Origin of the sequence: Stenotrophomonas sp. yr243, from assembly GCF_900184195.1 — a bacterium.
Classification (GTDB): domain Bacteria; phylum Pseudomonadota; class Gammaproteobacteria; order Xanthomonadales; family Xanthomonadaceae; genus Stenotrophomonas; species Stenotrophomonas lactitubi.
Window position 1 is genome coordinate 246,345 of sequence record NZ_FXWT01000005.1, and the last position, 26,360, is coordinate 272,704.

The 26,360-nt window shown below is 62.3% G+C and carries 26 protein-coding genes; 25 read left to right on the forward strand and 1 reads right to left on the reverse strand.

What is annotated here, in order from left to right; all coding sequences use genetic code 11:
- Positions 1-207: 207 nt before the first annotated feature.
- From QOL57_RS20345 to QOL57_RS20390, 10 genes are all read left to right on the forward strand, one after another.
- A complete protein-coding gene (locus QOL57_RS20345; RefSeq protein WP_089241657.1) occupies positions 208-1,620 on the forward strand; it encodes an alginate export family protein in 1,413 nt (470 codons plus the stop codon).
- A 57-nt stretch (positions 1,621-1,677) separates the two neighbouring features.
- Positions 1,678-2,292, forward strand: coding sequence for a YceI family protein (locus QOL57_RS20350; protein WP_089241655.1), 615 nt, complete (start codon positions 1,678-1,680; stop codon positions 2,290-2,292).
- Positions 2,293-2,355: 63 nt separating this feature from the next.
- The gene (locus tag QOL57_RS20355; protein WP_198512192.1) at positions 2,356-4,020 is read left to right on the forward strand and encodes an amidohydrolase; all 1,665 of its coding nucleotides are present in this window, start codon (positions 2,356-2,358) and stop codon (positions 4,018-4,020) included.
- Positions 4,021-4,192: 172 nt separating this feature from the next.
- Positions 4,193-4,489 (forward strand): putative quinol monooxygenase, encoded by a 297-nt coding sequence (locus QOL57_RS20360; protein WP_089241651.1) that lies wholly within the window; start codon positions 4,193-4,195, stop codon positions 4,487-4,489.
- Positions 4,490-4,552: 63 nt separating this feature from the next.
- A complete protein-coding gene (locus QOL57_RS20365; protein WP_089241649.1) occupies positions 4,553-5,194 on the forward strand; it encodes a hydrolase in 642 nt (213 codons plus the stop codon).
- 56 nt (positions 5,195-5,250) lie between these two features.
- Positions 5,251-7,440 carry an FUSC family protein gene (locus QOL57_RS20370; RefSeq protein ID WP_089241647.1) on the forward strand — a complete coding sequence of 730 codons (2,190 nt, stop codon included), beginning with the start codon at positions 5,251-5,253 and terminating at the stop codon, positions 7,438-7,440.
- Positions 7,430-7,630, forward strand: a complete 201-nt coding sequence (locus QOL57_RS20375) for a DUF1656 domain-containing protein (protein ID WP_089241645.1) — start codon at positions 7,430-7,432, stop codon at positions 7,628-7,630. Before QOL57_RS20370 ends, QOL57_RS20375 begins: the two co-directional genes overlap by 11 nt.
- Positions 7,620-8,642, forward strand: a complete 1,023-nt coding sequence (locus QOL57_RS20380) for an HlyD family secretion protein (RefSeq protein WP_342351576.1) — start codon at positions 7,620-7,622, stop codon at positions 8,640-8,642. The genes QOL57_RS20375 and QOL57_RS20380 overlap by 11 nt, the downstream gene beginning before the upstream one ends.
- Positions 8,639-9,037, forward strand: coding sequence for a DoxX family protein (locus QOL57_RS20385; protein WP_089241643.1), 399 nt, complete (start codon positions 8,639-8,641; stop codon positions 9,035-9,037). Before QOL57_RS20380 ends, QOL57_RS20385 begins: the two co-directional genes overlap by 4 nt.
- Before the next feature lie 177 nt (positions 9,038-9,214).
- Positions 9,215-10,420: a lactate oxidase gene (locus QOL57_RS20390; protein ID WP_089241641.1), complete on the forward strand. Its 1,206-nt coding sequence runs from the start codon at positions 9,215-9,217 to the stop codon at positions 10,418-10,420.
- A gap of 539 nt (positions 10,421-10,959) precedes the next feature.
- Here the strand turns inward: QOL57_RS20390 and QOL57_RS21465 are convergent.
- On the reverse strand, positions 10,960-12,804 hold the full coding sequence (locus QOL57_RS21465) for an alpha/beta hydrolase (protein WP_141134272.1): 1,845 nt from the start codon (positions 12,802-12,804) through the stop codon (positions 10,960-10,962).
- Positions 12,805-13,101: 297 nt separating this feature from the next.
- Here QOL57_RS21465 and QOL57_RS20400 point away from each other — a divergent pair, with 297 nt between their 5' ends.
- From QOL57_RS20400 to QOL57_RS20470, 15 genes are all read left to right on the forward strand, one after another.
- Complete coding sequence (locus QOL57_RS20400; RefSeq protein WP_244900852.1) at positions 13,102-13,377, forward strand: HAD family hydrolase; 276 nt, start codon at positions 13,102-13,104, stop codon at positions 13,375-13,377.
- Between the two features lie 504 nt (positions 13,378-13,881).
- The gene (locus QOL57_RS20405) at positions 13,882-15,048 is read left to right on the forward strand and encodes an efflux RND transporter periplasmic adaptor subunit (protein WP_089241635.1); all 1,167 of its coding nucleotides are present in this window, start codon (positions 13,882-13,884) and stop codon (positions 15,046-15,048) included.
- Positions 15,045-18,221, forward strand: a complete 3,177-nt coding sequence (locus QOL57_RS20410; protein ID WP_089241633.1) for an efflux RND transporter permease subunit — start codon at positions 15,045-15,047, stop codon at positions 18,219-18,221. Before QOL57_RS20405 ends, QOL57_RS20410 begins: the two co-directional genes overlap by 4 nt.
- Positions 18,218-19,723 (forward strand): efflux transporter outer membrane subunit, encoded by a 1,506-nt coding sequence (locus QOL57_RS20415; protein WP_280521853.1) that lies wholly within the window; start codon positions 18,218-18,220, stop codon positions 19,721-19,723. The genes QOL57_RS20410 and QOL57_RS20415 overlap by 4 nt, the downstream gene beginning before the upstream one ends.
- A 60-nt stretch (positions 19,724-19,783) precedes the next feature.
- Positions 19,784-19,990 (forward strand): hypothetical protein, encoded by a 207-nt coding sequence (locus tag QOL57_RS20420; protein ID WP_089241629.1) that lies wholly within the window; start codon positions 19,784-19,786, stop codon positions 19,988-19,990.
- A 55-nt stretch (positions 19,991-20,045) separates the two neighbouring features.
- The gene (locus QOL57_RS20425; protein WP_089241627.1) at positions 20,046-20,312 is read left to right on the forward strand and encodes a glutaredoxin family protein; all 267 of its coding nucleotides are present in this window, start codon (positions 20,046-20,048) and stop codon (positions 20,310-20,312) included.
- Between the two features lie 6 nt (positions 20,313-20,318).
- Complete coding sequence (locus tag QOL57_RS20430; RefSeq protein ID WP_089241625.1) at positions 20,319-21,341, forward strand: 2Fe-2S iron-sulfur cluster-binding protein; 1,023 nt, start codon at positions 20,319-20,321, stop codon at positions 21,339-21,341.
- 150 nt (positions 21,342-21,491) lie between these two features.
- A complete protein-coding gene (locus QOL57_RS20435) occupies positions 21,492-21,743 on the forward strand; it encodes a MerR family DNA-binding protein (protein ID WP_244900864.1) in 252 nt (83 codons plus the stop codon).
- Between the two features lie 180 nt (positions 21,744-21,923).
- Entirely contained in the window at positions 21,924-22,199 is a 276-nt protein-coding gene (locus QOL57_RS20440; RefSeq protein ID WP_244900850.1) for a heavy-metal-associated domain-containing protein, read from the forward strand.
- Between the two features lie 24 nt (positions 22,200-22,223).
- Positions 22,224-23,078, forward strand: a complete 855-nt coding sequence (locus QOL57_RS20445) for a hypothetical protein (RefSeq protein WP_089241621.1) — start codon at positions 22,224-22,226, stop codon at positions 23,076-23,078.
- 666 nt (positions 23,079-23,744) lie between these two features.
- Positions 23,745-24,317 (forward strand): Ax21 family protein, encoded by a 573-nt coding sequence (locus QOL57_RS20450; RefSeq protein WP_176429900.1) that lies wholly within the window; start codon positions 23,745-23,747, stop codon positions 24,315-24,317.
- A 115-nt stretch (positions 24,318-24,432) separates the two neighbouring features.
- Positions 24,433-25,200, forward strand: coding sequence for a helix-turn-helix domain-containing protein (locus tag QOL57_RS20455; RefSeq protein ID WP_089241617.1), 768 nt, complete (start codon positions 24,433-24,435; stop codon positions 25,198-25,200).
- 69 nt (positions 25,201-25,269) lie between these two features.
- Entirely contained in the window at positions 25,270-25,638 is a 369-nt protein-coding gene (locus QOL57_RS20460) for a VOC family protein (RefSeq protein WP_089241615.1), read from the forward strand.
- Positions 25,639-25,692: 54 nt separating this feature from the next.
- Entirely contained in the window at positions 25,693-26,019 is a 327-nt protein-coding gene (locus QOL57_RS20465; RefSeq protein ID WP_198512191.1) for a hypothetical protein, read from the forward strand.
- Between the two features lie 7 nt (positions 26,020-26,026).
- Positions 26,027-26,299, forward strand: a complete 273-nt coding sequence (locus tag QOL57_RS20470; protein ID WP_089241613.1) for a hypothetical protein — start codon at positions 26,027-26,029, stop codon at positions 26,297-26,299.
- Positions 26,300-26,360: the final 61 nt, after the last annotated feature.

Consider the following 26,360-nt stretch of genomic DNA (forward strand, 5'->3'; position numbering starts at 1 on the left):
AACTCACCACACAGCGAAATTGAGTTTCAGCCAAAGGCGGCCGCCCCGGGCGGCCGCTTCCCTTCCGTCCCCCGTGATAGGTGCCATCATGCGCTGGGCCAATCCATTGCCACATGTGCGAGCACCTCGAGTGCCGGCGCATGCGTTCAAGAGCGCTCTCCCTATCGCCCATCCTGCACTGGCCATCAAGCTGGCGATGGGGGAAGCATGAACGGGTCGCCCCCTCCGATTGCATTGACATGTGCGCTTGTCGCGTTCGCCAGCGCTTCCACGGCCCTTGCACAGGAAACCGGCACCCCGGCTCCACCGTCCATCGATCCTTGGCGCCACTCGGAAGACTATCGCTACCTCGCAGATCCGGCTGATCGCACGGGTGCCTGGTGGGAGGCGGGAAAGTGGATTCCGCTGAGCGATTCCTCAGCGCTGACTGTGGGCGCCGAGCTGCGGGCACGCTACGAGCACTTTAAGAATAATGAGTTCGGCGACGCGGCGATTCCAAACGAAGGCTACGAGCTCTACCGCCTGCTGCCCTACGCCGACCTGCACGTGGGCGAGCATGCGCGCGCGTTCACCCAGCTCAACCTGACCACGGCCAACCGCGATGACCGCATGATTGGCCCGGTCGACGACACCGGCGCCGAGGTCCTCCAGGGCTTCATCGACTTGTCCTACCCCTCTTCTGAGGCTGGTGCCACCGCGCGTCTAGGCCGCCAGATCATGGCGTACGGCAGCGAGCGCCTGATCTCGGTACGTTACGGACCGAATGTGCTTCGCTCGTTCGATGGCGGCACGCTGAGCTGGCGAACATCGGATTCCCGCACCGACGCCTTCTTCGTCAGGCCGGTGCGCAATGCGATGGGCTCATACAACGACCACGCTGATCGCGACCGACGATTCTGGGGCATCTACGCCACGTTCCTGGATCCAAGGGAGAGTACGGGTACCGGTTTGGACGTGTACTACCTAGGTCTCTCTGCTGACAACTCTCGCTACAACCAAGGTTCGGGGCCCGAAACCCGCAATACCGTCGGAGCGCGCCTGTTCGGCAAGCATTCGGGGTGGAGTTGGGACCTGGAGGGCTTCTACCAGTTCGGCAACTTCGCAGGCGCCCCGGTACGGGCCTGGTCGGTGGCCAGCGATGTCCGGTACACCTTCCGCGACGTCAAGTTGCAACCACGCGTAGGCATGAAGGCCAACATCATCAGCGGCGATCGCGATCCGAACAATCCCGAGCTACAGACCTTCAACGTGCTGTTCCCGAAGGGCAAATACTTCGGCGAGATCGGCCTGATTGGCCCGACCAATCTCATCAACCTGCACCCGTCGGTGACGCTGGACCTTGGTAACGGCTGGTCGCTGGGTACGGCGATGGTCTTCTACTGGCGCGAGAGCACCAGGGACGGCGTGTATGGCGTCTCCGGCAACCTGCTGCGCGCCTCCGGCGACAGCCGCGCCGCGTACATCGGCACGCAAGGTGACGTCGTGCTGGGCTGGGAGGTCTCCCGCCAGCTGAGTTTTGAGGCCGCGTACTCCGTCTTCAAGCCCGGCGATTTCATTCGCGAAACCGGCAATGCAGAAACCGTTCACTTCGTCGGCCTGGAAGCGCTCTGGCGCTACTGACGGGAAAACACTGTTTCTCTGGCGAGGCAGCCCCAACCATTTCTTAGGACCTTTCTCATGAACAATCAGGTACTGGCACTCTCCTTCGCCCTTGTCTCGGTACTGGCGGCAGCCACTGCATCGGCCAAGCCGGTCACATACACCATCGATCCGACCCACACCCAGGTGGACTTCCGCTGGAACCATCTTGGGCTGTCCAATCCCGCGGCCAGTGTCGACGCCGTGTCCGGCACTCTGATCTGGGATGGAGAAGACCCTTCCAAGTCGTCGGTCCAGGTATCCATGCCGGTCAACAGCATCCGCACTCGGGTTCCGGTGCTGGACGCCGAATTCCAGAGCGAGAAGTTCTTCAATGCCGCCCAACATCCGGTGATCACGTTTCGCAGCACCCGTGTCGAGCGCGTCGGGATAAGCAGTGCGTTCCGGATTCAGGGCGATCTGACGGCACATGGCGTCACACGTCCAGTCGTCCTCGATGCAACTTTGAACGGCGAAGCTCAGCATCCCATGTTCAAGGCGCCGGCCATTGGCTTTGATGCCACGACAACGATCAAACGCTCTGACTACGGGCTATCCGTGGCACTGCCGATGGTCAGCGATGAGGTTGAGGTTCGTATCACAGTAGAGGCCCTTGAAGCTGATGCAGCTAAAAAGGCGTCGCCTGCACGCTGATTCGACCAAGGCGCACGGCGTGCCGTGCGCCTATCCATGTTTTGCCAAGTCACGGAGACGGCTGTGCGCCCCTTACCCATTCTGCTTTCACTCCTGTTCCTTCTGCCGGGTCCCTCCCTTGCCCAGGATGCGGAGATTGTTCTTCGCAATGGCCTGTTGTTGACGCAGGATCCGAAGTCGCCACGAGCAACCGCCATTGCCATACAGGGCGGGCGGATTCTCGCGGTCGGCAGTGATAGCAACATGAAACGTCACATCGGTCCGAGCACCAAGGTCATCGACCTGCAGCGGTACACGGTCGTGCCTGGGCTGATCGATACTCACGCCCATGCAATCCGAGGTGGCCAAACGTACACGTTTGAGACCTATTGGCATGACGAAGGAAGCTTGGCCGCGGCGTTGGCAAAACTGGGGCGCGACGCGTCGGCCCGCCCTGTTGACCAGTGGGTTGCCGTCGTCGGCTCATGGCATCCCGAGCAGTTCGACGAAGGTCGTGGCCCCACCCGTGCAGACCTGGACCAGGCCGTTCCGGATCACCCTGCATACGTTCAGTACCTGTATGACTATGCGCAGGTAAACAGCGCAGGCGTTGACACGTTGGGCCTGGACTCACCCGACGCGCAGCTGCCGCCGGGCATCACCGTGGAGCGCGATGCCAATGGTCAAGCCACAGGCCGCTTGCTCGGTGGTATCGGCCCCTTCAACGCGCTATTCGCGTGGCTGAGCCAGACGGCCGATCACTATAAGAGCCTCAAGACCTTCTTTGCCGACCTCAATGCGCGCGGCGTGACCGGGTTCATCGATCCGTCCGCTGGCCCGCCCGAGACCTATCAACCACTGTTCCTGTTACGAGATCGAGGGGAGTTGACCCTCAGGGCCGGCTACCGGATTCCCGCTGTCATCAATGGCGGTGAGGCCGAGTGGTTCCGGCACGTCATGGCCTATCGACCGCCCCGTCACGACGATGGCCAGATCGCGTTCCTAGGCTTGGGCGAGAACCTGGTGACCGCTATGAACGACGGCGTGTTGATGGCACCGGGATTCAACCCTTCGGCTGTGGCGCGCGACGAGTTGGCCAAGGTGGCGAGATTCGCTGCGGAGCAACGGATCCCCTTGGAGATCCATGCCTACACCGATGATGCCGCGAGTGCAATCCTCGATGCCTTCGAGGAGGTGGCCCGTGACCACGATCTGCGGCCTCTGCGCTGGTCGATCGCCCACCTCAACACTGGTTCGGATCGCACACTGCAGCGCATGGCGCGCCTAGGCCTGGCCTACAGCGTGCAGATGGGGCCCTACTTTGAGACGACCGCTATTCACGCGGCCAACTCGGCCGACGTCGCAGCGTCTGCGGCACCCGTCAGTGCCGCCTTGGAGCTCGGTATTCCGGTGGCAGGCGGGACCGACTCCACGCGCATCGGCGTGGCCGGTGTGTGGCACGCCATCCAGTACCACGTCGATGGCCAGCCTCTGGCTGGTGTGCGCCGGCAAGACGACAACCTGATCAGCCGCGACGCAGCGTTGCGCATGTACACACGCACTGCCGCCTGGCTGTCCTTCGCCGAAGAAACCCGCGGTTCGCTGGAACCCGGAAAGCTTGCTGATCTTGTCGTCCTGGATCAGCCCTATCTCACGATGCCGGCCAAAAAGATCCACACGCTCAGGTCGCTAATGACCTTTGTAGGTGGACGTGCGGTTCATGACTCTGGCGCCCTGTCTGTCGAATGACGTTCCGGCAAGCTGCGTTTCGTTAACTGAGTGTCAACAGAAGGCAGCATCAAAGGCACAGGCCCCCAACTGTTCACGCCATGAGACGGTCAGGTCATTTTTTGGGGACTACCGCCGGACTTTCCCATGGCTAATGCTGATCTCGAATTGTTCCCAGCCAGACAGGTGTCCCATGAATGAACTCAATGTGCTGATCGTGCTCCGTGCCAAGCCCGGCCGCGAAGAGCATCTGCGCAGCAACTTGGTCGGCCTGGTCGAGCCGTCGCGAGCCGAGGCGGGGAGCCTTCGTTACGACCTCTACCGGGACGCTGACGACAAAGGCCGCTTCGTCTTCATCGAGAGGTGGGCAAGTCCGGAAGACCAGCAGCATCACCACAACCATAGTCCGCACATCCAATCCTTCCATGCCGATGGCGATGCGGACATTGAATCGCGAGAAATCGTCATGGTGCTTGAGCGTTTGGCCTGAGTTTTATCGCCCCACACAGGGCATCCACTGCGGCGCTTTGCCGCCAATCCCCCGGAGAATGACATGTCCAGCGAACCGATCCGTGACCCCAAGAAAGATGATCTTCTGACGCCGCAGAACTCCGCCTTCATCATCATCGACTACCAGCCCGTGCAGGTGAACTCCATCGCCTCGATGGATCGACAGTTGCTGGTCAACAACATTGTCGGCGCATCCAAGGCGGCCGTGGCCTATGGCCTGCCAATCGTGCACTCGACGGTAAATGTGAAGACCGGCCTGAACAAGCCGCCGATTCCGCAGCTGCGCAAGGTGCTGGGCGACTACCCGACCTACGATCGCACCACCATCAACTCGTGGGAAGACATCGAGTTCCGCAAGGCCGTCGAAGAGACCGGCCGCAAGAAGCTGATCATGACCGCGCTTTGGACCGAGGCTTGCCTGACCTTCCCGGCGCTGGACGCCCTGCGCGAAGGCTACGAAGTCTATGTGGTGGTCGATGCGGTTGGTGGCACTTCTGTGGCCGCCCACGAAGCCGCGCTTCGCCGCATCGAGCAGGCCGGTGCCAAGCCGATCAGCGTGGTGCAGCTGTTCTGCGAGCTCCAGCGTGACTGGCAGCGTAAAGAAACCGTTCCGGACTTCATGAAGCTCTTCATCGAGACCGGCGGTACGGCGGGCATCCAGTTCTCCTACGACCAGTCCGAGTAAGTAGCACCCACGGGGGCGGGACACCTATCCCGCCCCCCTCTTCCGAGCTGCGCACTATGTCTGCATCTACTGCGCCACTCACCCCCGCGCCCATTACGACACACCTGGCCACGTGGTGGCAGGAAGACCGGCCACGTCTTCTGCACGCCACGAAGACGTGTCTCGCCTTGGTGCTGGCGCTGTGGGTGTGCATGCGGCTGAATCTGGCCCCTCCGCGCACCGCCACCGTTTCGGTGGTCATCCTGATGATGCATCAGCACGTCGGGATGGTGATCGCACGCGGCATCTATCGCGCGATCGGGATGCTGGTAGGGTGCTTGGCAGGACTGGTTCTCATTGCCGCCTTTGCGCAGCAGCCGCTGGTCTTCTTCATCGCCCTGGCGGCCTGGCTCGCTGTTTGCGTGTATGGGGCTGCCTACTACCGTAACTACCAGTCATACGGCTTTGTGCTGACGGGCTATGCGACCGCGATCGTGGCCATTCCAGCCTGGAATGCTCCGTACGCGGTCTTCGACAACGTAGTACATACGGCGAGCGAAGTCGTTATCGGCGTCGCGGCCGCAGCCTTGGTCAGCGCCCTGTTGTTCCCGTTGCACGTCAAGGAAGCACTGTTCGCCCTGGGGCAACGGCATGCCAGCACGTTCATCGGCTTCATCCGCGATTCCCTGCATTGGCAGGTGAATGATGCCCAGCCACGGGCCAGTCGGCTGCACCTGCAGTTGCTGGGTGAGCGAGCGCAGATCGAGCAGCTGCGCAGTGCGGCGATCTTCGAAGATCCTGCGCTCCGGCTCGGTGCGCCGTTGATGGCCAGCCTCAACCACGATTTTCTGGATACTGCCGCCGGCTTCCACATGATGCGGCAGATCCGCGCCAGGGCCGAGCGCGCAAACGCGGCACACGCCATGGTGGCCATCGACGCGCTATTTGACGAGGTCTACGCGTTGCTCCCGCAGGCTGGTGAGGACGGCCGGATCCCTCTGGATGAGGTACGTGCTCTGGAGCTGCGGCTGGACGCTTTGGTGGCTTCCCTGCCGGCAACCATCGCGCGGCTGCGCGGCACGCATGTCAAAGACACGGACACTGAGGACGCCTTTGCAGCGGCGGCGTCGGCGCTGTACTTCGCCGTGGCTGACCTGCGCGCCTACCTGCGCAGTTTTATCGCCATTCGCGACCGCCCGGCGCAGCTGGATCGGGCCAACCCGCCCCGCCGGACCCGCATCCTCAGCACGGCCAATGGCATGGCTGCGACCGCGGCCGGGTTGCGCGCGGCCATCAGCGTCTTGTTGGTCGCAGGGTTCTGGGTCGCCTCGGGCTGGTCGGGCGGTGGCAGCGCCGTAATCGCAGCGGCCATCACCAGCGCGCTGTTTGCCGTGCTGCCGTTTCCGTCCAAGGCGAGTAGAAACATCTTCTTGGGATGCCTGGCTGGGTGGGTGGCGGCATTCGTCTTCGATGCATTCGCGCTGCCCCGCTTGGATGGTTTTACCCAGCTTGCGATGGCCATCGCGCCGGTGGTCTTCCTTGGCAGCTACCTGGGTACGTTCCCGAAGTTGGCTGTCTTTGGTCTCGGCTTCAACATCTACTTTTGCTTCATCAGCAACATCAACAACCCGCATCAGTACGATCCGATGGACCTGCTCGACACCGGCTTTGCGATGCTGATCGGTATCGGTGTGGCTAGCTTGTCGTTCTCCATACTCGTGCCTTACGCCGGCGCATGGGTTACCGCGCGCTACCTCAGCCAAATCCGTGCACTGGTCGCGCGCACGGCCACCCGAGCGCCGGTCAGGCCAACGCTTTTGTTGCATTTTGAGAGCAGCATGCGTGACTTCATCCTGCAGGCGATGGGCCGGCCGGAGGAGGGGCGGATTGGCAGACGGCAGTTGCTTGGCTGGGCCTTCGCATCGATGGAGGTGGGCCGGGCCATCATCCAGATCAGGGAAGCCAGCCAGCAGCACGCCGCGCAGCTACCTGCTCATTGGGCTGGCGCACGCCGGAATTGGGCCAGTGCCCTGGCCGAGTTGTTTGAGCACCCCAGCCCTGCCACCCATGAAAAGGCGCTCGCTGCGACGCATGTAGCTCTGCAGGCCTTGCCACGGTTGAGTCAGTTCAATGAGGAACCATTGGTGCTGGCCTGGTTCCGCATCCGCGCCCTGCTCCGCTCGGTCGAGCTAACTCTCACCGACGAAGAGTTGCCGATCCATTCCAGCTTCTCGCCACCCACTCAAGGAGGACCTCATGCCCCGTGAAATCGGAATCCTCGGGATGTTGGTCCCCGGCCTGCTGCCGATCCTGCTGGCCTGCGCGGTGCTGTTCGTCGGCCTGGACCTGACGCTGTCTCGCACCGGACTGTACCGCCACGTTTGGCATCCCTCGCTGTTCCGCGCATCACTATTTCTGGCGCTGTTTTCAGCTGCCGGATTGACCCTTGGTCGATAAAACCACTGCCTACGTTGCCGCTATGACTACTCACTCCTGGATCCGCTTTGCCCTGACGGCCCTTTTGCTGGCCATCGCCCTTTTGCTCGCCCATTGGCTCTGGGAGGACTACATGCATGCGCCGTGGACCCGGGACGGGCGCGTACGTGCCGATGTAGTGCAAGTAGCTGCCGACGTGTCCGGCACCGTGGTCGAAGTGCACGTTCAGGACAACCAGGTCGTGAAGAAGGGGCAGCTTCTGTATGTGATCGACCCGGCGCGCTTCGAGGATGCGCTGGCCAAAGCAGAAGCGGACGTTGCGCAGGCTGCGGCTCAGCGGGGCCTGTCACTTGCCCAGTCCGCAGAACGCGCCTCGGAAAGCAGCATGAAGCAAGCTCAAGCCCGCCGCCGCGCCGCGCTGGGTGAGTTGGTCATCTCGCGTGAGGCAATGGCCGATGCCTCGGCCGCCGCGGACCAAGCCCGCAGCAGCCATACCGCTGCCCGTTCCGGAGTACATGCCGCCGAGGCGGCTTATGAAGCCGCGCTGGCGGCCCGCCAGGTCGCCCAACGCGATCTGGAGCGCTCCCGGGTGACCGCCGCAGTCGATGGCGTGGTTACCAACCTGACCCTGCGCACCGGCGACTACGGCCAAGCTGGCCAATCGCGTATGGCTATCATTGCCAGCGGCTCGTACTGGGTATATGGCTATTTTGAGGAAACCCGTTTGCCCGGCATACGAATTGGTGACACGGCGGACATCCGCCTGATGGCGGGTGGCCGGCACTTGACCGGTCGAGTGGAGAGCATCGCCACCGGTATCGAGGACCGCGACAACGCCGGCGGCGATGGCCAACTGCACAACGTCAACCCGGTCTTTACCTGGATTCGCCTCGCCCAACGCATCCCCGTGCGCATCGCGCTGGATCCGGTACCAAGCGATGTGATGCTGGTGTCCGGCATGACCTGCACGGTCACTCTCACCCCCGCGCCCGCTCCGTCTCGGGGTACTGAAACGGCAGGTAGGATGCAATGAACGATTCCGTGAGCGTCAATGACGCCCTCCTGCTGGTTGGCCGGCTGCTGCTGGTCGTGCTGTTTGTGGCCAGCGGCATCGAGAAGCTGTTTCACTTCAAGGCAGGATTGGCTGAGGTGAATGCCAAGCGCCTGCCGCTACCGGCTCTAGCACTCTCGGCAACCATCGCCCTGCAGCTGATAGCCGGGGCCTGTATTGCAGCCGGCTGCTACGTCGAGTGGGCCGCGGTTGCGCTGGCAGGATTCACGCTGGCCACTGCCGTGGTTTTCTACCCGTACTGGTCCGCGCCCCTCGCAGAGAGGGCTGCGCTGAAGAATGGGTTTTTGGAGCACGTCAGCATCATCGGCGGGTGCCTGCTGCTGATCGGAGCCGGGCCTGGGAAGCTGGTGCTGTAGCGAAAGATTCACCTCGTCGCCAATGCAGCCATTGATGCGCAAATCACATTGAAGAGACATCGAATCTCTCTCCGTTGATGCTCGCAGCGAAGTGAAGAGGAGGTGTCAACCCTCTACAGGGCAACACACGGGAAGCACCAATCAGCGGATCCACTCAACTTTATCAGGAGTCCGGAAATGACAACTCGCAGAGAAGTACTTGTTGGCACACTTGCGGCGGCTGCCTCCGCCAGTCTGCTGTCCCACTCACCCAATGCGCTGGCCGCAGGGGCCGGTGCCGCAGCCGCTGCACCAAGCAATGCGGCGCGCTACCAGGCCGGGACTGCGGAGCGGAAGCTCGACATCATCAACCTCTATGACCTTGAGGAGGATGCCCGCAAGCTCATTCCAAAGCCTCAATTCGGCTATATCAGCAGTGGTTCGGGAGACGAGTGGACGCTCCGCGAGAACGTCAGAGCCTTCGATGATGTTCAGATTCTCCCGCACTACCTTGCTGGGGTTGATCAGCCGGACATCTCGACGACGCTGTTGGGCTCCAAAGTGGACACCCCCATCTTCATTCCACCAATGGCGGCTCATGGACTAGCTCATGTCAACGCCGAAAAAGACACTGCCAAGGGTGCCGCAGATGCGGGCGCATTGTTCACTGCGCAGACCTTGGCGAATGTGTCGTTAGCCGACATTGGTAAGGCAAGCAAAGGCCCCAAGTGGTTCCAGCTCTACTACACCAAAGATCAGGGCGTGAATCGCGAATTGATTCGTCAAGCGAAGGCGATGGGCGCAACCGCCATAGTCTTCACTGTTGACCTCGAATGGGCTGGCAATCGTGAGGCTGATCGGCGAAATGGCTTTGTTTTCCCGTCCGATCTTCCATTTCCAAACGTCCCTGGCGCTCCAAAGGGCGCAACCCTGGCTGAGCTTTTTACTGTATTCAAGCGCAATCTGACGTTCGAAGACTTGGAGTTCATTGCGCGTGAATCCGGCCTTCCTGTCGTCGTGAAGGGGATCCAGTCTGCCGACAATGCTCGAGAAGCAATTGCGCGTGGGGCGGCTGCCATTCAAGTATCCAACCATGGCGGGCGTCAGCTCGATACCGTTCCCGCAGCAATTACGTCCCTGCCGATCGTGGTAGAAGCTGTCCAAGGCAAAGTGCCGGTATATCTTGATGGAGGAATCCGTCGTGGCGTGCACGTGTTTAAGGCTTTGGCCATGGGCGCGGACGCCGTGGCCGTTGGCCGCCCGGTTCTCTATGGGCTAGCGCTCGGTGGCGCTGCAGGTGTCACGTCGGTTCTGGAGACACTCAAGACTGAGCTTCGCTTAGCAATGAAACTCGCGGGGACGGCAAAGATCTCAGATATTTCTCGAAAGTACATAGCATCTTGAGCTCGCCGGCGCTCTAGCGCGCGACTACAGCGACTCCGTGAATGGTGTCGCTGCAGTCGTTCAGAATACGGATTCCTTACTTACGCTGACTAACATTCTTGGCGCCGGCATCGTCAACCGCACGTCAGACATTGGAGGTGCGGAGCATCACAGTCGGGGATCCCGCGGGGTTGTTGGCACGGCGCCCGGACGGCTGGGCTGTACCCCCAGACTGAAGTCCAGCGATCTATTTGCGTTTTAGCCGGCAGTCTGGGGCTCACGGGCGGCAGTTCGGCGTTGTCCAGTGTTCTGCCCCACTGTTTCGCTGGTCTTTCCTGGATCCCGGGTCGGGCTACTACGTCGAGTGGGCCGCGATTGCACTGGCAGGATTCACGCTGGCCACCGCCATGGCTTTCTACCCGTATTGGTCCGCGTCCGCTGCGGACAGGGCTGAGCTGAAGAATGGGTTCTTGGAGTACGTCAGCATCATCGGCGGGTGCCTGCTGCTGATCGCAGCCGGGCTTGGGAAGCTGCTGCTTTGAAAGAGCAAGCGGGGAAGATCATGGCCTCGTTGTCGCGGCCTGGCTCAGAATGCGCACCACTTCATCAACCGCCTTGCTGTTCTGATAGACGTAGTGGTCCGAGTCGATGACCAAGGTGGACGCTGCACTTGGCAGCAACGCGCTGTCCAGTGGTACGACGCCATTCCCAGGGGGGTGTTCCCCATGGAGATACCCGGCAATCGTGTGGTAGGAAACGCCGGGATGTGGCATCAGCGACTCGCCCACTCGACGCACAGGCTGTGCCGCCCTCAGCGTCGCTATGCTGTTCAACCGGGACTGCTGGTAGCTCTCGCGGAGCTCTTCGCGTACCGCCATTGGTTGCGCTTTCGCCACCCGGGCGAGCGCCTTCATCTCGGGGACCCGGCGCCCCACCAAGCGATTCATCAATCGACCGAGCCAACCATCAGCTGCAGGGCTTCCATGATGTGGTGCCGCCATGAAAATCACCTGATTGATACCGGGGTAGTGCGAAAACAGGAATGTCTCCCGAATGACGTCAACATCCGCCGAGGCGCCCTGCAGGTGATCTGGCGGGACATTGAATGCGGCTGACCACAGCGCGTTTCCGCTGTCTGCGCTAAGTAGCTTGGCCAGTACTCCGCCCATGCTGTGTCCGATCAGCACGATGCCTTGACGCGCGGCATCGTCCCCCTCTGGATCAAGCGCGTTGAACGCCGTGTCCAGGTACTGCTTCATGCGGCGCCGGGTGACCAGTAGCGGCGCGTTGGTCTGATACACCACATGCCAGACCTGAAAGTGTTGTCGCAATAAGGGGTCGCCCCAAATTGCGTTTGACGTCCTGGCCCAGATCAGTGGGCTGCTTCCAAGACCATGGATCATCACGACGGGGCGCCGATTTGGGTCATATTCCTCAAGCAGATAGACACCTGCACGGCTCCCGACCCTCTTCCCACCGAGCAACCCCCAAACGCCTTGCCGACGCAGGGCCGTCGTACCCGCGCCGCGGGCGTAGGGAGCAGATCGATCCACAGACAGCGCGCCCAAGGCAGGGGGGACGGAGGTACGGTCTGGATTGGCAACGACCAACCTCGGCATCTCACCGTCCACACCCGGCTCAATCCACGCGGTCGCCGAGCGAAAGATACCTTCCGAAGGCAGTAGTGAGCATGCTGGACGGTTATCGCATCGTGGTGAATGTGCCACGAGCGGAACACCGAATCCAGTACTCGAATGGCGCTGGCCACCATAGATTTTCATTGGCACGTCTGCCGCGCGAACTAGCTCCAACTCTGGCTGTAGGTCAGGCGACAGATCACGGAGTTGCACCCACATCGCTACACCGCCGATACGCCGCGGACCTTCTCTCCAACCATGCACACCCTCCCGCAGTGCAGCTTGCAGGAGTTGGTCGGTGCAACGGGTAGCAAGAGACCTGGCGTGCAGCCGATCCTCATCCCCAAGGAGGATCGCCTCGTATGCCATCCCCGCGCAGGTCGCCCAACCGCGATTCGCGTCTGCACCATGTGGCATGCGCTGTGCTTTGATAGCGGCCTTCTGCGCGGTGAGCATTTGGTTGTCGCATGTATCCGCTGCAGGGCAGAGGGGCACTACCTGTAGGTGAACGGCACGCTCGGCTCCGGAGGTGGTCGCGCAGCCAGCAAGTAGACCAGCAAAGACCAACAGCCAGTTGGATCTAGCAGCAAATACAGTCCACCCAAGCGCGTTCATCACTCTCTCCAGCTGAGGAATTTCAGCCCAAAATACAAAAATCAAATTCCCAGTCCTGAAGCGTCGATGTGTACTCCGATCTGCGTACTTTTGAAACAAGGTGAATACGCGGCGTTCTTTGGAAGCTCCAACGCAGCTTTCGATCAGGACCATGAACTTTGCAGTTGGCCAACGAGGGGAAGGCCACCTTCCACTTTCGACCGACTGCGGACACCTGTTGAGAGGGGAATGAGAACTGAATGTAGGGGTCAAAAATAGCCAGGTGACTCAGCTAACGAATGGCTGCATCAGCGGTTGACCAAAGCCCTTACGAGACCCCAGTTTTATTGACGGAAGTTATCACGATGCGAAAGTACCGCCCAAGCCCGTCAGCAAGAGCTCCCTAGCGCCGGGTACCCGCCATTCGGAGTGGCTTCTCTGCCAGTGGAATTACCGCAGCCGCCTTGATCGATGAGCAGCGGGGGCGTGGTGCCGGGTCTGCTGGCGGTGCGCGATGAGCCGCGTGCTGATAGACGTCATGTTGTTGCGGATCTGAAGGCGATGGGCGTGCGTTCGATGATGCTCACCGGCGACGACCGCCGCACCGCGGACGCCATTGCGGCCGGCCTTGGGGTGGGGTTCGAGTCCAAGCTCCTTCCACAGCACAAGCTTCGACTGGTCAACCAGACGAAGCTATCGTCCCGCGTTGCAATGGTGGGAACGGAATCAACGATACGCAGGCGCTAGCGGCGGCTGATGGAGGGATAGCGATGGGTGGCGGCACGGATGTCGCCCTAGAAGCCGCAGATGCCGCTCTGCTCAGAAGCCGGGTGATTGATGTGCCCCACTTGGCCTCGTTGTCGCGGGCGACCATGGCGAACATCCATCAGAACATGACGCTCACACTGGGGCTAAAGGGGCTGGTTCAGGTTCCCAGGGTCATGGGCATCACTGACCAGTGGGGGGCCGTGCTGCTCGACACCGGAGCGACCAGGCTAGTGACATTGAACGCGCTCAGGCAGCTTCGTCTCAAGGGCTCTGGCCCGGCACCGTCGTCCAACAGCGGTAGCGCTTAGCCCCCAAGAAGCTGGCACTAGGCCCCTGCGCCCGGCGTGGCCGGCACGTCCGCGCAGACGGCCCTCCACACAAGAACTGCTTGACCTTCCAAGCGTGACATGCCGGACAACTGTCGCCGGAGCCGCTTCGGTTCAGCACATCAGAAATCCGACCGTAGTCGCGAAAGGCATAACGATGACAATCACGCGCACCACCTTGATGACAGTGGCGATTGGCGCCGCACTCGCTCTTGCTGGATGCAAGGAGGCCGCGCCTGGCGCTGGCTCTTCCCAGCCGCCCGGCGTGCCTGTAGCCGAGGTTATCGTTCGACCCGTTACGCCCTTCGCCGAGTTCACCGGCTCGCTGACTGCAGTCAAGCAGGTCGAGCTGCGGCCGCGGGTTGCTGGCTACATCCAGCAGGTCAGTGTTCCGGAGGGCATCTTCGTGGAGAAGGGAAAGGCGCTCTTCCACATCGATCCGCGCCCCTTCCAGGCGGCACATGACGCCGCCGCCGCGCGGCTGCGCGACGCAGAAGCGGCCTCCGCGTTGGCCCAGGCCGATCATGCACGCGCCGAACAGTTGTTCGCCCAGAAGATCGTGGCACGCAACCGACTAGACTCCGCCACGGCCGCGCTGAATTCAGGCAAAGCCCAGGTTGATGCGGCCAAGGCTGCCCTGGACGCTGCGCAGCTGGACCTCAGCTTTACGCGTGTCACCTCGCCAATCAGCGGCCGGGTGGGGCAGGTCCTGATCACCGAAGGCAACTATGTTGCCAGCGGGGTCACCCCGCTTACCACGATTGTTTCGCTCAACCCCCTTCACGTCTATTTTGACGTGGACGAGCGCACCTATCTGCGCTCATTGGCCGCGGGCCGGACGCAGGACGCCGCTGCAGGCCCCGCAGCCGCCAAGGTCGCGGTGGCGCTGGTCACCGACAAGGACTACAGCCGCGAGGGGCGACTCGATTTCCTCTCCAACGCAGCCGATCGCGGGACGGGGACGGTGCGGGTGCGCGCGGTGATCGACAACCCCGATGGCCAGCTCACACCCGGCCTGTTCGCCAAGGTAAGACTGGACGCGGGCCCGTCGAAAGACCGGGTGCTGGTGTCGGACCAGTCGATCAGCACCGATCAGGGTCACCGCTATGTGCTGGTGGTGGGAAAGGGTGATACGACCGAGTACCGGCCGGTAGAACTGGGACCGGTGGTGGATGGGCTGAGGGTCATCGAGCAGGGACTGCAACGCGGCGAACGCATCGTCGTTAAGGGGCTGGTGCGCCCTGGCATGAAGGTGACGCCGCAGGTCAGTGCCATTGACGGTACACCGCTGAAGGCGCCCGCGAAGAAAGGAGCGGCGCAGTGAATTTCCCGCGCTTCTTCATTGACCGGCCGATCTTCGCCATCGTGCTGTCGGTGCTGATGGTGATCGCCGGCATCGTCGCGTTCTTCCAGTTGCCGCTGAGCGAGTATCCGGCGGTGACGCCGCCTACCGTCCAGGTCACGGCGTCCTATCCGGGCGCCAACCCAAAGGTGATCGCCGAGACGGTGGCAGCACCCTTGGAGCAGGCGATCACCGGCGTGGAAGGCATGATGTACATGTCTTCGCAGTCCGCGACCGATGGCCGGATGATCCTTACCGTCACCTTTGCCGATGGGACAAATCCGGACATGGCACAGGTCCAGGTGCAGAACCGGGTGTCGCGTGCGTTGCCGCGCCTTCCCGCGGAAGTGCAGCGGCAGGGCGTGGTGACCCAGAAGACGTCTCCCGACATTCTGATGGTGGTCCACCTGCTGTCGCCGGACAAGCGGTACGACCCGCTCTACATCTCTAACTATGCCTATCTGCAGGTGCGCGACGAGTTGTCCCGGATTCCCGGCATCAGCGATGTACTGGTCTGGGGAGCGGGCGAGTACAGCATGCGGCTCTGGCTGGATCCCAGCCTCATCGCCGCCCGTGGCTTGACCGCAGGCGATGTCATTGCCGCGGTGCGCGAGCAGAATGTTCAAGTCGCCGCCGGTTCGGTCGGGCAGGCGCCTGATTCCACCGCCGCCTTCCAAGTGACCGTGAACACGCTGGGCCGCCTGACCGACGAAGAACAGTTCGGCGACATCATCATCCGTACCGGCGATGACGGCCAGGTCACCCGCTTGCGCGACGTGGCACGGATCGAGATGGGCGCCGATGCCTATGCACTGCGCAGCCTGCTCGATGGTGAGCCGGCGGTGGCCCTGCAGATCATCCAGAGCCCGGGCGCGAATGCACTCGATGTGTCGGCTGCCGTGCGCGAGACCATGGGCAGGCTCGAGAAGAGCTTCCCGGAAGGCCTGTCGTCGCGCATAGCATATGACCCGACGGTCTTCGTGAGGGCCTCGCTGGAATCGGTCGCGACCACGCTACTGGAAGCGATCATCCTGGTCGTCATCGTGGTGGTGCTGTTCCTGCGCAACTGGCGCGCATCGTTGATCCCGTTGCTGGCCGTCCCGGTGTCCCTGATCGGCACCTTCGCCGTCATGCACCTGATGGGGTTCTCTCTCAATACCTTGTCCCTGTTCGGCCTGGTGCTGTCCATCGGCATCGTCGTCGACGATGCGATCGTGGTGGTGGAGAACGTCGAGCGGCATATCGAGGACGGAGAGGAGCCGCTGGAGGCCGCGCGGCGTGCCATGCGCGAGGTGACCGGACCGATCATCGCGATTACCTCGGTGCTGGCTGCGGTATTCATTCCCACGGCGTTCCTGACCGGCCTGCAGGGCGAGTTCTATCGGCAGTTCGCCCTGACGATCGCGATCTCCACGATTCTGTCTGCGGTCAACTCGCTCACACTCAGCCCGGCGCTGGCCGGGATGCTGCTGCGACCGCGCACGATCGCACCCCCACGCGATCCGCGCAGCCTGCGTGGCCGTGCCGGGCGGGTGTTCGAGCGGCTCAGCCGTCCCTTCGAGCGTGCACCGGATGCCTATGGCAATGGCGTGCGCAAACTCGTGCGGGTCAGTGGGGTAGCGCTGTTTGTTTACGGCGGTTTGCTCGCGCTGACCTTGTTCGGCTTCAAGGTGGTGCCGCCGGGGTTCGTGCCGATGCAGGACAAGTATTACCTGGTGGGCATCGCCCAGTTGCCTAACTCGGCCTCGTTGGACCGCACCGACGACGTCGTCAAGCAGATGTCGAAGCTCGCGCTTGCCGAGCCGGGCGTCGAGAGCGTGGTCGCTTTCCCGGGGCTGTCCATCAATGGTTTCGTCAACGTGCCCAACGCAGCGGTCATGTTCGTCATGCTCGATCCGTTCAAGGACCGTACGTCGCCTGATCTCGCGGCGACGGCGATCGCAGGGCGTCTGCAGGCGAAGTTCGCCGGCATCCAGGATGGCTTCCTTGGTGTGTTCCCGCCGCCGCCCGTCCCCGGGCTGGGTGCCACGGGCGGCTTCAAGATGCAGGTCGAGGATCGCGGCGGGGTGGGGCTGGACGCCCTGGTCCAGCAGACCCAGATCCTGATGATGAAGGCCACCGAATCCGGGCAGGTCGCCGGGCTGATGACGAGCCTGGATGTCAACGCGCCGCAGCTTGACGTGGTGATCGACCGGACCAAGGCCAAGAGCCAGGGCGTGCCCCTGGCGGATGTCTTCGAGTCGCTGCAGGTCTACCTGGGCTCGCTGTACATCAACGACTTCAACCGCTTCGGTCGCACCTACAAGGTCACTGCGCAGGGCGACGCGGAACACCGCATGCAGGCCGAGGCGATTGGTCAGCTGCAGGTCCGCAATGCTGCCGGGCAGATGCTGCCGCTGTCATCATTCGTGACGGTCACCCCGAGCTCCGGTCCGGACCGTGTCATCCACTACAACGGCTATCCCTCCGCCGACATCTCCGGCGGCGCGCCACCCGGGATCAGCTCGGGGCAGGTCGTGGCGGTGATGGAGCGCCTGGCCAAGGAAGTGCTGCCCGAGGGCGTGAGCTTTGAGTGGACCGAGCTGACCTACCAGCAGAAGCTGGCCGGCGACGCGGCGCTGTACATCTTCCCGCTGTGTGTGCTGCTCGCCTACCTTATCCTCGCCGCGCAGTACAACAGCTGGTTGCTGCCGTTGTCGGTGCTGCTGATCGTGCCCATGTGTCTGCTCAGCGCGATCGGCGGGGTCTGGCTGATGGGGGGCGACAACAACGTGTTCGTGCAAATCGGCCTGATCGTCCTGGTGGGGCTGGCGGCCAAGAACGCGATTCTGATCGTCGAGTTCGCCCGGACACTCGAGGCAGAGGGATGGACCACCGTGGATGCGGTGGTGGAAGCGTGTCGACTGCGGCTACGTCCCATTGTGATGACGTCGCTGGCCTTCATCGCCGGTGTCGTGCCGCTGGTACTGGCGACCGGTGCGGGCGCCGAGATGCGCCAGGCGATGGGCGTCGCGGTCTTTGCCGGCATGTTGGGGGTAACCGTGTTCGGCCTGTTCCTGACGCCGGTGTTCTATGTGGTGATCCGCCGCATTTCGTCCCGCTTCGAGAGGCGCAAGCGCGGCGCCATCCATCCTGCACAGGAGAGTGCGTCGTGAACGATCGTCGCCGCAGGATGTTCATGCTTCCTCTTGCCGCAGGCGTGATGCTGTCCGCCTGCGCGTCGGTCGGCCCGGACTTCTCCCCGCCCTCACCGCCGCCGTTGCCATCTGCGGCGTTCCCAGCGGACTTCGGCGCGAGGTCTGTCGGGCTGGTACCTGGCACGGTGGACACTGAGTGGTGGCGGTCCTTCGACGACCCGGCGCTGACCTCGCTGATTCAACGCGCATGGGCCGCAAACCACGACATCGGGCTCGCCGCTGCGCGCCTGGATGAGTCGAGGGCCATGCTGCGTGAGAGCCGCCAGGGTTTCCTGCCGCGGGCCAGCGCGGACGTGGGCCATGAAAATCGCCGACGTAGTGAAGTGGAAACCCCGCTGGGCCAGTCTCGTCGGAGCGAAACCTATCGGGGCGCAATTGATGCGTCATGGGAGATTGACCTGTTTGGCCGTGTCCGTCGCTCGGCTGAAGCGGCCCAGGCCGAAGCCGGTTCCCGCGAAGCACTGCTTAGAGGTGTGCAGGCGAGCGTGGCGGCCGCCGTAGCCGCCACCTGGTTCGAACTGGATGGGTTGGACGCCGAGCTGAGCGTAATGGCCGACATCACGCAGACTCAGCGGGAGAGCCTGCACTTGGTCGAGGACCTAGTGGAAGCCGGCTCCGCCAACGCGTTGGACCGCCTGCGCGCGGAAGCGGCACTGCGCGCCGTTGAAGTGGTGGCGCCCGAGTTGGAGCGCCGCCGCAATGTGGCCTTCAACGCGCTCGCCATCCTGCTGGGTGAGACACCGCAGACATTCGTCACGCCGGCATCGTCAATCGCACGTCAGACATTGGAGGTGCGGAGCATCACAGTAGGGGATCCCGCCGCACTGTTGGCACGGCGCCCGGACATCGAGGCAGCAGAGCTGAGCCTGGCCGCGGCCACTGCTCACATCGGGATCGAGACCGCGGGGCTGTATCCCCAGATTGAAGTTCAGGGATCTATCGGCGTTGTAGCCGGCAGTCTGGGCTCCACGGGCGGAAGCTCGGCGTTGTCCAGCGTTCTGGCCCCACTGTTTCGCTGGTCTTTCCTGGATACCGGGCGGGTTCGCGCCAGAATCGCGGCGAGTGAGGCCCGCGCCCGCGAGGCGTTGATCCGGTACGACCAGACTGTGCTGCGTGCACTGGAAGAGACTGACAACGCGTTCGGTGCTTTCAGCACGGCAGGCGCCGCCCTACAACTTCGCTACCAGGAAGCGTCTACCACCCAGCAGGCCGCAGACCTTGCACGAGCGCAGTTCTTGCATGGGGAAGGCATCTATCTGGATGTTCTCGATGCAGAGCGGGCCGACCTTGCCAGCCGTCGTGCCTTGGTCGTGGCCCGCACCAATCAACGGCTGGCCATCGTCAGCATCTACAAAGCGCTAGGTGGCGGCTGGGTGACCTGTACGCGGGCAGACGTTGACTGCGCTGGCGCCAGCGGTGACTCCGATGGGCGAATCATAGGGTTCGTTCCGGCGCCTTGACCTCCTCAGCGTCGGAACCGCGAAGTTCTTCTCAACTTAAACTCTTCAAGGGGTAGCCCGATGGCTTCCGCCGCTATCCAGAATGGCACCAGACTGACCGAGTCTCTCGGCGGCGCAGGGATCAAGACGCTGGCGCTCTCCAGCATCTTCGTTCTGGGCAGCGCACTGCGACTCAAGCGTGTCCCCGCGCTGATGAGGGTCGAGATCAATGCTGCTGCTACCGAGAATGTTGCCATCAGCGCGCCGAGGCCGGTGAACGGCTGCTGATGCCTTACATACGCCATTCTCGCCCCGACGCCAGACCCGCCTGAAGGAGGCCACCATGGCTATCACATCCCATCCGCCCGTCATTCTCTACACGACGCCCACCTGCCCCGACTGCCATACGCTGAAGGCCTGGCTTGATCGTGAGGGGATCATGTTCGAAGAACGCGATCTGTCCATTCGCGAGGTCATGGAGGAAGCCAAGGCACGCACAGGTGTACGTGTCGCGCCAATCACGCTGGTGGGCAATTCGATCTTCTACGGCACTTTCCTCGCCCAGAAGCCGCTGTTGACCGCGGCGCTCGGCCTGTCCGGCGCTGCGTAAACGACCATGAACAAACACGTCGAGATCCGCCCTGAAGGACGCACTATCGTTGTACCTGAAGGCACGACCATCTTGGAGGCTGCACTGGCGGCAGACGTCGCCTATCCGCATGGCTGCCGCTCCGGCCGCTGCGGCTCCTGCCTGTCGCGTTTGATCAGCGGGAAAGTGCTGCATCTGGAACATAGTCGCTTCGCACTTACCGATGAGCAGAAGACGCAGGGCATGTTCCTGGCTTGTCGCGCCATGCCGGAGACCGATATGGTCGCCGCCTGCGGGGGCGACATCCGTGCCTTCACTTCACCTGCGATACGACGCCTGCAGTACCGAGTGGAGGCCATCGAAACCCTCACCCACGACATAAAACGTATCCAGCTTGCCGCCAGTGGGGCCGAGCTGCTGGCCTTTGACGCGGGCCAGTACGCTCGGCTGACATTTCCCAGCGCCCCGCCCCGGGACTATTCGATGGCAAGTCGTGCAGGCAGCAGAGAGCTCGATTTCCACATCCGTCGCGTGCCGGGCGGGACCGTGACCGAGTGGATCCACACAGCATTGAAGCTGGGGGATCCAGTAGTGGTGGAGGGCCCATTGGGGTCATCCTACCTGCGTACGCGGCACGCCGGCCCCATCCTCTGTATCGCAGGCGGCTCGGGATTGGCCCCGATCCAGGCGATTGTGGAGGCGGCCATCGCCGAGGGCATGCGACAGCCCATCCATGTCTATTTCGGCGCGCGCAGTAATGCGGACCTCTACTTAGTTGCGCATTTCCAGCGGCTGGCGAAAATCCATCCCAACCTGACCTTCACTCCGGTCCTATCAGATGATCCCCCGCAGAGCTTGTGGCGCACCGGCTGGGTAACCGACGCCGTGGCCGCAGATCATCCTGTACTGGAAGGATGGAAGGCCTACGTGGCCGGTCCGCCCTTGATGGTTGAATCAGCCATGCGCGTCTGCCGGGAAGGACGTCTAAGCCCGGAAGACCTCCACGCGGATGTCTTTTTCACCCCCGATATGGCATCGGTTGCTCTTTGACATTGCGCTTCTATATTGATCGAGAAGATCCAAAGGTGAATGTTGTGAATATCGGACAAGCGGCCACATTCTCAGGAGTTTCGGCCAAATGATCCGGCAAGATCGGGCTCGCGCGATCTGGGTTTCACCGTCGAGCAGATCTCCGAGCTACTGCTACTTTGGCGTGATCGGGAGCGGGCCAGCGCTGATGTGAAAAAGGTGGCCCATTCCCATGTCGCCGAACTCGAGGCGAAGATCGCCAAATTGCAGGCGATGGTGCAGACGCTTCGCGAACTCGCAAGTAACTGCCATGGCAACAATCGCCGACTGTCCCATCATCGAGGATCTGGCCGAACCTGCCAGTTCCTTCCAGCGCATCGGTCCGCCCACGGTGGCGCGCGAGACGCCCAGCTTCGGCATTGATACGCCTGCCTCATCGCGTGTGCGAGAAGCCACCGTAAGCAGGAAGTAAAGCGGCACGGGACATCGCTTTGAGGTAATCCATGCCGCTCTTGCGGTCATGGAATCTGCGTGTGCGCGTTGTCCGGCTCCTTTGGCCTCCACAATATGAACGGAAGCCGAGGAACAGAAAGATCTTCAAGATTGCTGATTGACATTGCGACAGTGTCAACGCCCATCGTGGTTGGTGCACCAATCAATCAGGAAATCAACATGCTTCAGTTCCATATTCCAAACATGACGTGCGGTTCTTGTGCCAAGCCGGTGAGAGACGCCCTGCTGAGCGTCGATCCGCTGGCGCAGATCGAAACCGACACGCCTGCGCGCCAAGTGCGCGTAGAAACGGCGCTGGGCGAAGCGGCCTTCCTCGCGGTGCTGGCAGAGGCTGGATATCCACACCAGCTGCAGGCAAGCCAGTAACTTCCTTCCAACGGAGAACGTCCCATGTTCATCAAACACTTTCTTACTTTTGGCGTAGCCGCCATCGGTACCGCAGCTATGCCGTCGTCGGCGTCCAATGCCTCGCTGAAAGGTGCTTTTGCACTTTCGGGAGCGACCGAGAAGGTCACCGCAGAACTTTCCATCGAAAAAACCGGCCCACTTTCCCGCGAGTTGCTGATCACGTTCGCCGACAAGACCACCGGCAAGCGCATCTCTTACTTTGACGAGGAACTTGCCCAGGAGCTGCATGTTCTGGCCACCGACAGCAACTTCTCCAGCTTCCTGCACGAACACCCAGGCAAGGTAGGGTCAGACGGTCGCTTCCGCGTCGCGATGAAGTTCCCCAAGCCTGGCGTATACCATGTCTTCGCGGACGCTGTGCCCACCGGGCTGGGGCAACAAGTAGTCCGGTTTGACGTTTCCGTAGACGCACCAGCCGGTATGGAAGCAGCCCAGCCAGTCCCGGCTCCCAAGGAAGGGACCGATGGGCCGTATACGGTGCAGTTGGACCAGTCGGGTCTGCAGGCCGGTAAAGAGAGCATGTTGAACCTGACTGTTCTGAAGAATGGAAAGCCCGCTCGGGATCTGGGCCTCTACCTTGGCGTGCCGGCGCATGCGGTGTTCGTCGGCACAGATGACCTTGCATATGTCCACGCGCATGCCATGCCGGCGGATGCTGCCAAAGCCGTGCACGGTTCACACGGCTCGGCGCATCACCCGGCTGGCCCGGTCAGCGCACAGATGATGCTCCACGCGAAGCCTCCTAATGCGGGCAGCTATGCGCTCTGGATCCAGTTCATGGCCAATGATGAAATCCGAACGGTGCCTTTCGTCGTCAATGTTGCGCAAGGCTCGTGAGCAACGGCCTTTAGCTTAGCTATGGCCGTGGCCGGGGGAATCCCTAGCCACGGCATGCTTTGGTGGAGACCGGTCAGAAGATTGATCGGGCATACGGCAGTCCAAGCCGACACCGCCCCGAGGGTCTTCTTGGCTCAGGCGCTGGCGAGCGTCCGCTTCTGGCCGAAAGCAGCCATCAGCGGGACGACAGCGTCCGATCCCTAGCGGACGTTACTCTAGAGATGTCGGCTGCTACTGCCCCTTGGGCAACTACCTGAGCCTGATGCTTCGTCCGACTCCATAGCCCCGATATCTCACAGGCGACATGTGGGGGCTCCCATTTGTTAAGAATCTAGAAGTTCGGACCGGCATCAGGAATGGTCCCCCGTCTCGCCACGAGGGCAAATGAGCGGCGGACGCCAGCCCTTCCCCGAGCCATTGCAACCATAGGTTCTCAGCCATCGGGCAACCATAGGTCCAGCAAAAATGCAAACCTATGGTTGCCCGTCTACTACATGACGTATCGAGAGTTCCCTGAACAGGAACCTCATTCATGTACCGGTCAGTTCAATATTCAGGGCTGATTTCATCAACAAACGGATAATTCACACCTGTCGAACGCCCCTTATCCCTCCCCTCCCGAGGGGCGTTCGACGAAACCAAAATAATTAAAGGTGTACCCCGATGATCAAGAATTCGCTGCTTGCCCTGGGTCTGTTGGCCGCGCTGCCGTTCGCCGCATCGGCTGCCGATGGCCTGTCGTACAACTACGTTGAAGGCGGCTATGTGAACACCGATGCCAAGGGCGGCGACGCCGATGGCTGGGGCGTGAAGGGCTCGGTTGCCGTGCACCCGAACTTCCATATCTTCGGTGATTACAGCAAGCAGGAAACCGACACCTTCAAGAACGATGTCGCCCAGTGGCGCATCGGTGCCGGCTACAACTACGGCATCGCACCGAACACCGACCTGGTGGCTCGTGTTGCGTACCAGAAGTTTGATATGAAGCACGGCCTGGACTTCAACGGCTACTCCACTGAAGTGGGCGTGCGCACCGCGTTCAACCCGTACCTGGAAGGCTATGCGCTGGCCGGTTACGAGGATTACAGCAAGAAGCACGGCATCAACCCGGACGGCGAGTTCTACGGCCGCGTCGGCGCCACCGCCAAGTTCAACCAGAACTGGGGCCTGAGTGGCGAAGTGAAGCTGGCCAAGGCCGGCGACCGCGAGTGGTTCGTGGGCCCGCGCTTCAGCTGGTAACAAACGCCTGTCGTTAGTGCGTGTAACTGGCGTGTGACCTCTCTCCCATACGCCAGTGAAGCCCGGCCTCGTGCCGGGCTTCTCTTTTTCCGGCATCGCTTTGCCACAATGGGGCATGGGCGATCCCTCCACTCTCGCTGGCACCGGCACGGCCTACCAGGAACACCTGGCGCCTATGCCGCTGCGTGGCCAGTTCGGTCAGCTCTGGCAGAGCCAGTTGTCGGCCGACGCCAGCAGCAGCATCACCGTGCTGCCGGATGGCTGCGTGGATATCCTCTGGCGTGATGGCGCGTTGTTCGTGGTGGGTCCGGACCGGACCGCCGCGCATCCACAACTGGCGCCCGGTGCGCAGGTGTTGGGCGCGCGTTTCCGGCCCGGGCAGGCATCGGCGGCGCTTGGCATCGACTTGTCCGACATCGTCGGTCAGGCCGCGCCTCTTGTTGAATTCAATGCCCGCTGGGCAACACAGGCGGCGGCATCGGTCGGTCATGCCGCGCCCGAGCAGCGCCTGCAACGCCTGGCCGATTGCCTGCAACAGAACATGACCGCGGCCGTGGTGGACGAACACACGAAACGTGCGCATGCGCTGTTCGCGCACGCAGCCAAGGGCGACGTCAGCATCGATGCACTCGCCGCCCATCTGGCGATGAGCCCGCGCACCCTGCGCCGCTTCAGCCAGGCGCAGTTCGGTTACGGTGCAAAGTCGCTGGAGCGGATCCTGCGCCTGCAGCGGTTCCTGCGCTGCAGCCAGGCACAGCCCGCGCACAGTCTGGCGATGCTGGCTGTCGAGGCGGGCTATGCCGATCAGGCGCATCTCAGCCGCGAGGCCCGCGAGCTGTCCGGCCTGACTGCCAGTGCGCTGCGCCAGGAGTGGGGGCGTTGATGGCCGTTTCGTTCAAGACCGCGGCCCAACGCTGACCGATGCTGGGCGCTCCAACCACGGAGCCGCCCCATGAGTCACGCAGACACCACTGCTGCCGAACGCCGCATCGACAACATCGAATTCAACGTCGCCGACATCGCCCGCAGCAAGCAGTTCTATGGGCAGGTCTTCGGCTGGTCCTTCACCGACTACGGCCCGGCGTATACCGAGTTCGATGATGGTCGTCTCAAAGGTGGATTCGTCGCTGACGAGGCGGTGACAGCCACGGGAGGTGCGCTGGTGATTCTCTACTGTTCGGATCTGGCAGATGCACAGCAGCGTATCCTCGCGGCCGGCGGTGAGGTCGTGCAGGAAGTGTTTGCTTTCCCCGGTGGCCGTCGCTTTCACTTCCGCGATCTGGACGGTTACGTGCTGGCGGTGTGGAGCGATGCCACCTGATGTGCGGTCAGCAGCGCGATGCCTCTGGGCGCGCGCTGCCTCTACAATCCGCCAATGGAAACGCACATCGACGCCTACGTGAGGCAGGCCGACGGCAACTGCATCAAGGTGATGCTGTTGAACGGCCGCCCGCGGACCTCGCTGCAGGCGCTGGGATTCAGCGCTGGCGAGGCAGACACCCTCACCCTGCCGGTCGCCGACGACGCAGCCAAGGCCACCGTCTTCATCCGTCTGCGTGACCTCGGCGTAGCCTTCTCGGCGGGCAGGGAGTGGTGCCCGGCCGACGTGTTCGAACACTTTCGCGATGGCGGCTTGCTGCAGGGCGCCTACCTCCGCGTTGCGTGGCGTACGCCGCAACAGTTCACCGTGATCACGGCGTAGCCACAGCATGGACGTGATCGAGATCGCCGGGGCGCATCTGCTGCGCGATGCCGCGGATCGCTGGCAGCTGCTGGATGCTGTTGTCTCCCAGGACGGCATCCGGCTGGTCTGCATCCATGCTGTCGGGCAGAGCTTCCGCGTCGAGCGTTTCCTGCGCGGACACATGCTGCCGCAGTGGCAGGGAGAGTGGTGGGTGCAGCCGCCGCAGCACTCGATCACCGACAGCGAACAGCGGGCACGCGCGCTCGCCAACGAATGGCTCACGCTCGCCGCGAACTGAGAACCGCTCCGTCGCCGGCAAGGCCGTTCCGCTATGATCGCCCGCACATCGCCCCATGCGA

Bases quoted from the DNA above. Each gene is read 5' to 3' on its own strand.
- QOL57_RS20445 (WP_089241621.1), top strand. From the start codon at position 22,224: ATGTTCATCAAACACTTTCTTACTTTTGGCGTAGCCGCCATCGGTACC.
- QOL57_RS20375 (WP_089241645.1), top strand. From the start codon at position 7,430: ATGCCCCGTGAAATCGGAATCCTCGGGATGTTGGTCCCCGGCCTGCTG.
- QOL57_RS20360 (WP_089241651.1), top strand. From the start codon at position 4,193: ATGAATGAACTCAATGTGCTGATCGTGCTCCGTGCCAAGCCCGGCCGC.
- QOL57_RS20350 (WP_089241655.1), top strand. From the start codon at position 1,678: ATGAACAATCAGGTACTGGCACTCTCCTTCGCCCTTGTCTCGGTACTG.
- QOL57_RS20405 (WP_089241635.1), top strand. From the start codon at position 13,882: ATGACAATCACGCGCACCACCTTGATGACAGTGGCGATTGGCGCCGCA.
- QOL57_RS20425 (WP_089241627.1), top strand. From the start codon at position 20,046: ATGGCTATCACATCCCATCCGCCCGTCATTCTCTACACGACGCCCACC.
- QOL57_RS20470 (WP_089241613.1), top strand. From the start codon at position 26,027: ATGGACGTGATCGAGATCGCCGGGGCGCATCTGCTGCGCGATGCCGCG.
- QOL57_RS21465 (WP_141134272.1), bottom strand. From the start codon at position 12,804: ATGGTCCTGATCGAAAGCTGCGTTGGAGCTTCCAAAGAACGCCGCGTA.
- QOL57_RS20460 (WP_089241615.1), top strand. From the start codon at position 25,270: ATGAGTCACGCAGACACCACTGCTGCCGAACGCCGCATCGACAACATC.
- QOL57_RS20455 (WP_089241617.1), top strand. From the start codon at position 24,433: ATGGGCGATCCCTCCACTCTCGCTGGCACCGGCACGGCCTACCAGGAA.
- QOL57_RS20400 (WP_244900852.1), top strand. From the start codon at position 13,102: ATGAGCAGCGGGGGCGTGGTGCCGGGTCTGCTGGCGGTGCGCGATGAG.
- QOL57_RS20420 (WP_089241629.1), top strand. From the start codon at position 19,784: ATGGCTTCCGCCGCTATCCAGAATGGCACCAGACTGACCGAGTCTCTC.
- QOL57_RS20370 (WP_089241647.1), top strand. From the start codon at position 5,251: ATGTCTGCATCTACTGCGCCACTCACCCCCGCGCCCATTACGACACAC.
- QOL57_RS20365 (WP_089241649.1), top strand. From the start codon at position 4,553: ATGTCCAGCGAACCGATCCGTGACCCCAAGAAAGATGATCTTCTGACG.
- QOL57_RS20385 (WP_089241643.1), top strand. From the start codon at position 8,639: ATGAACGATTCCGTGAGCGTCAATGACGCCCTCCTGCTGGTTGGCCGG.
- QOL57_RS20430 (WP_089241625.1), top strand. From the start codon at position 20,319: ATGAACAAACACGTCGAGATCCGCCCTGAAGGACGCACTATCGTTGTA.
- QOL57_RS20465 (WP_198512191.1), top strand. From the start codon at position 25,693: ATGGAAACGCACATCGACGCCTACGTGAGGCAGGCCGACGGCAACTGC.
- QOL57_RS20390 (WP_089241641.1), top strand. From the start codon at position 9,215: ATGACAACTCGCAGAGAAGTACTTGTTGGCACACTTGCGGCGGCTGCC.
- QOL57_RS20345 (WP_089241657.1), top strand. From the start codon at position 208: ATGAACGGGTCGCCCCCTCCGATTGCATTGACATGTGCGCTTGTCGCG.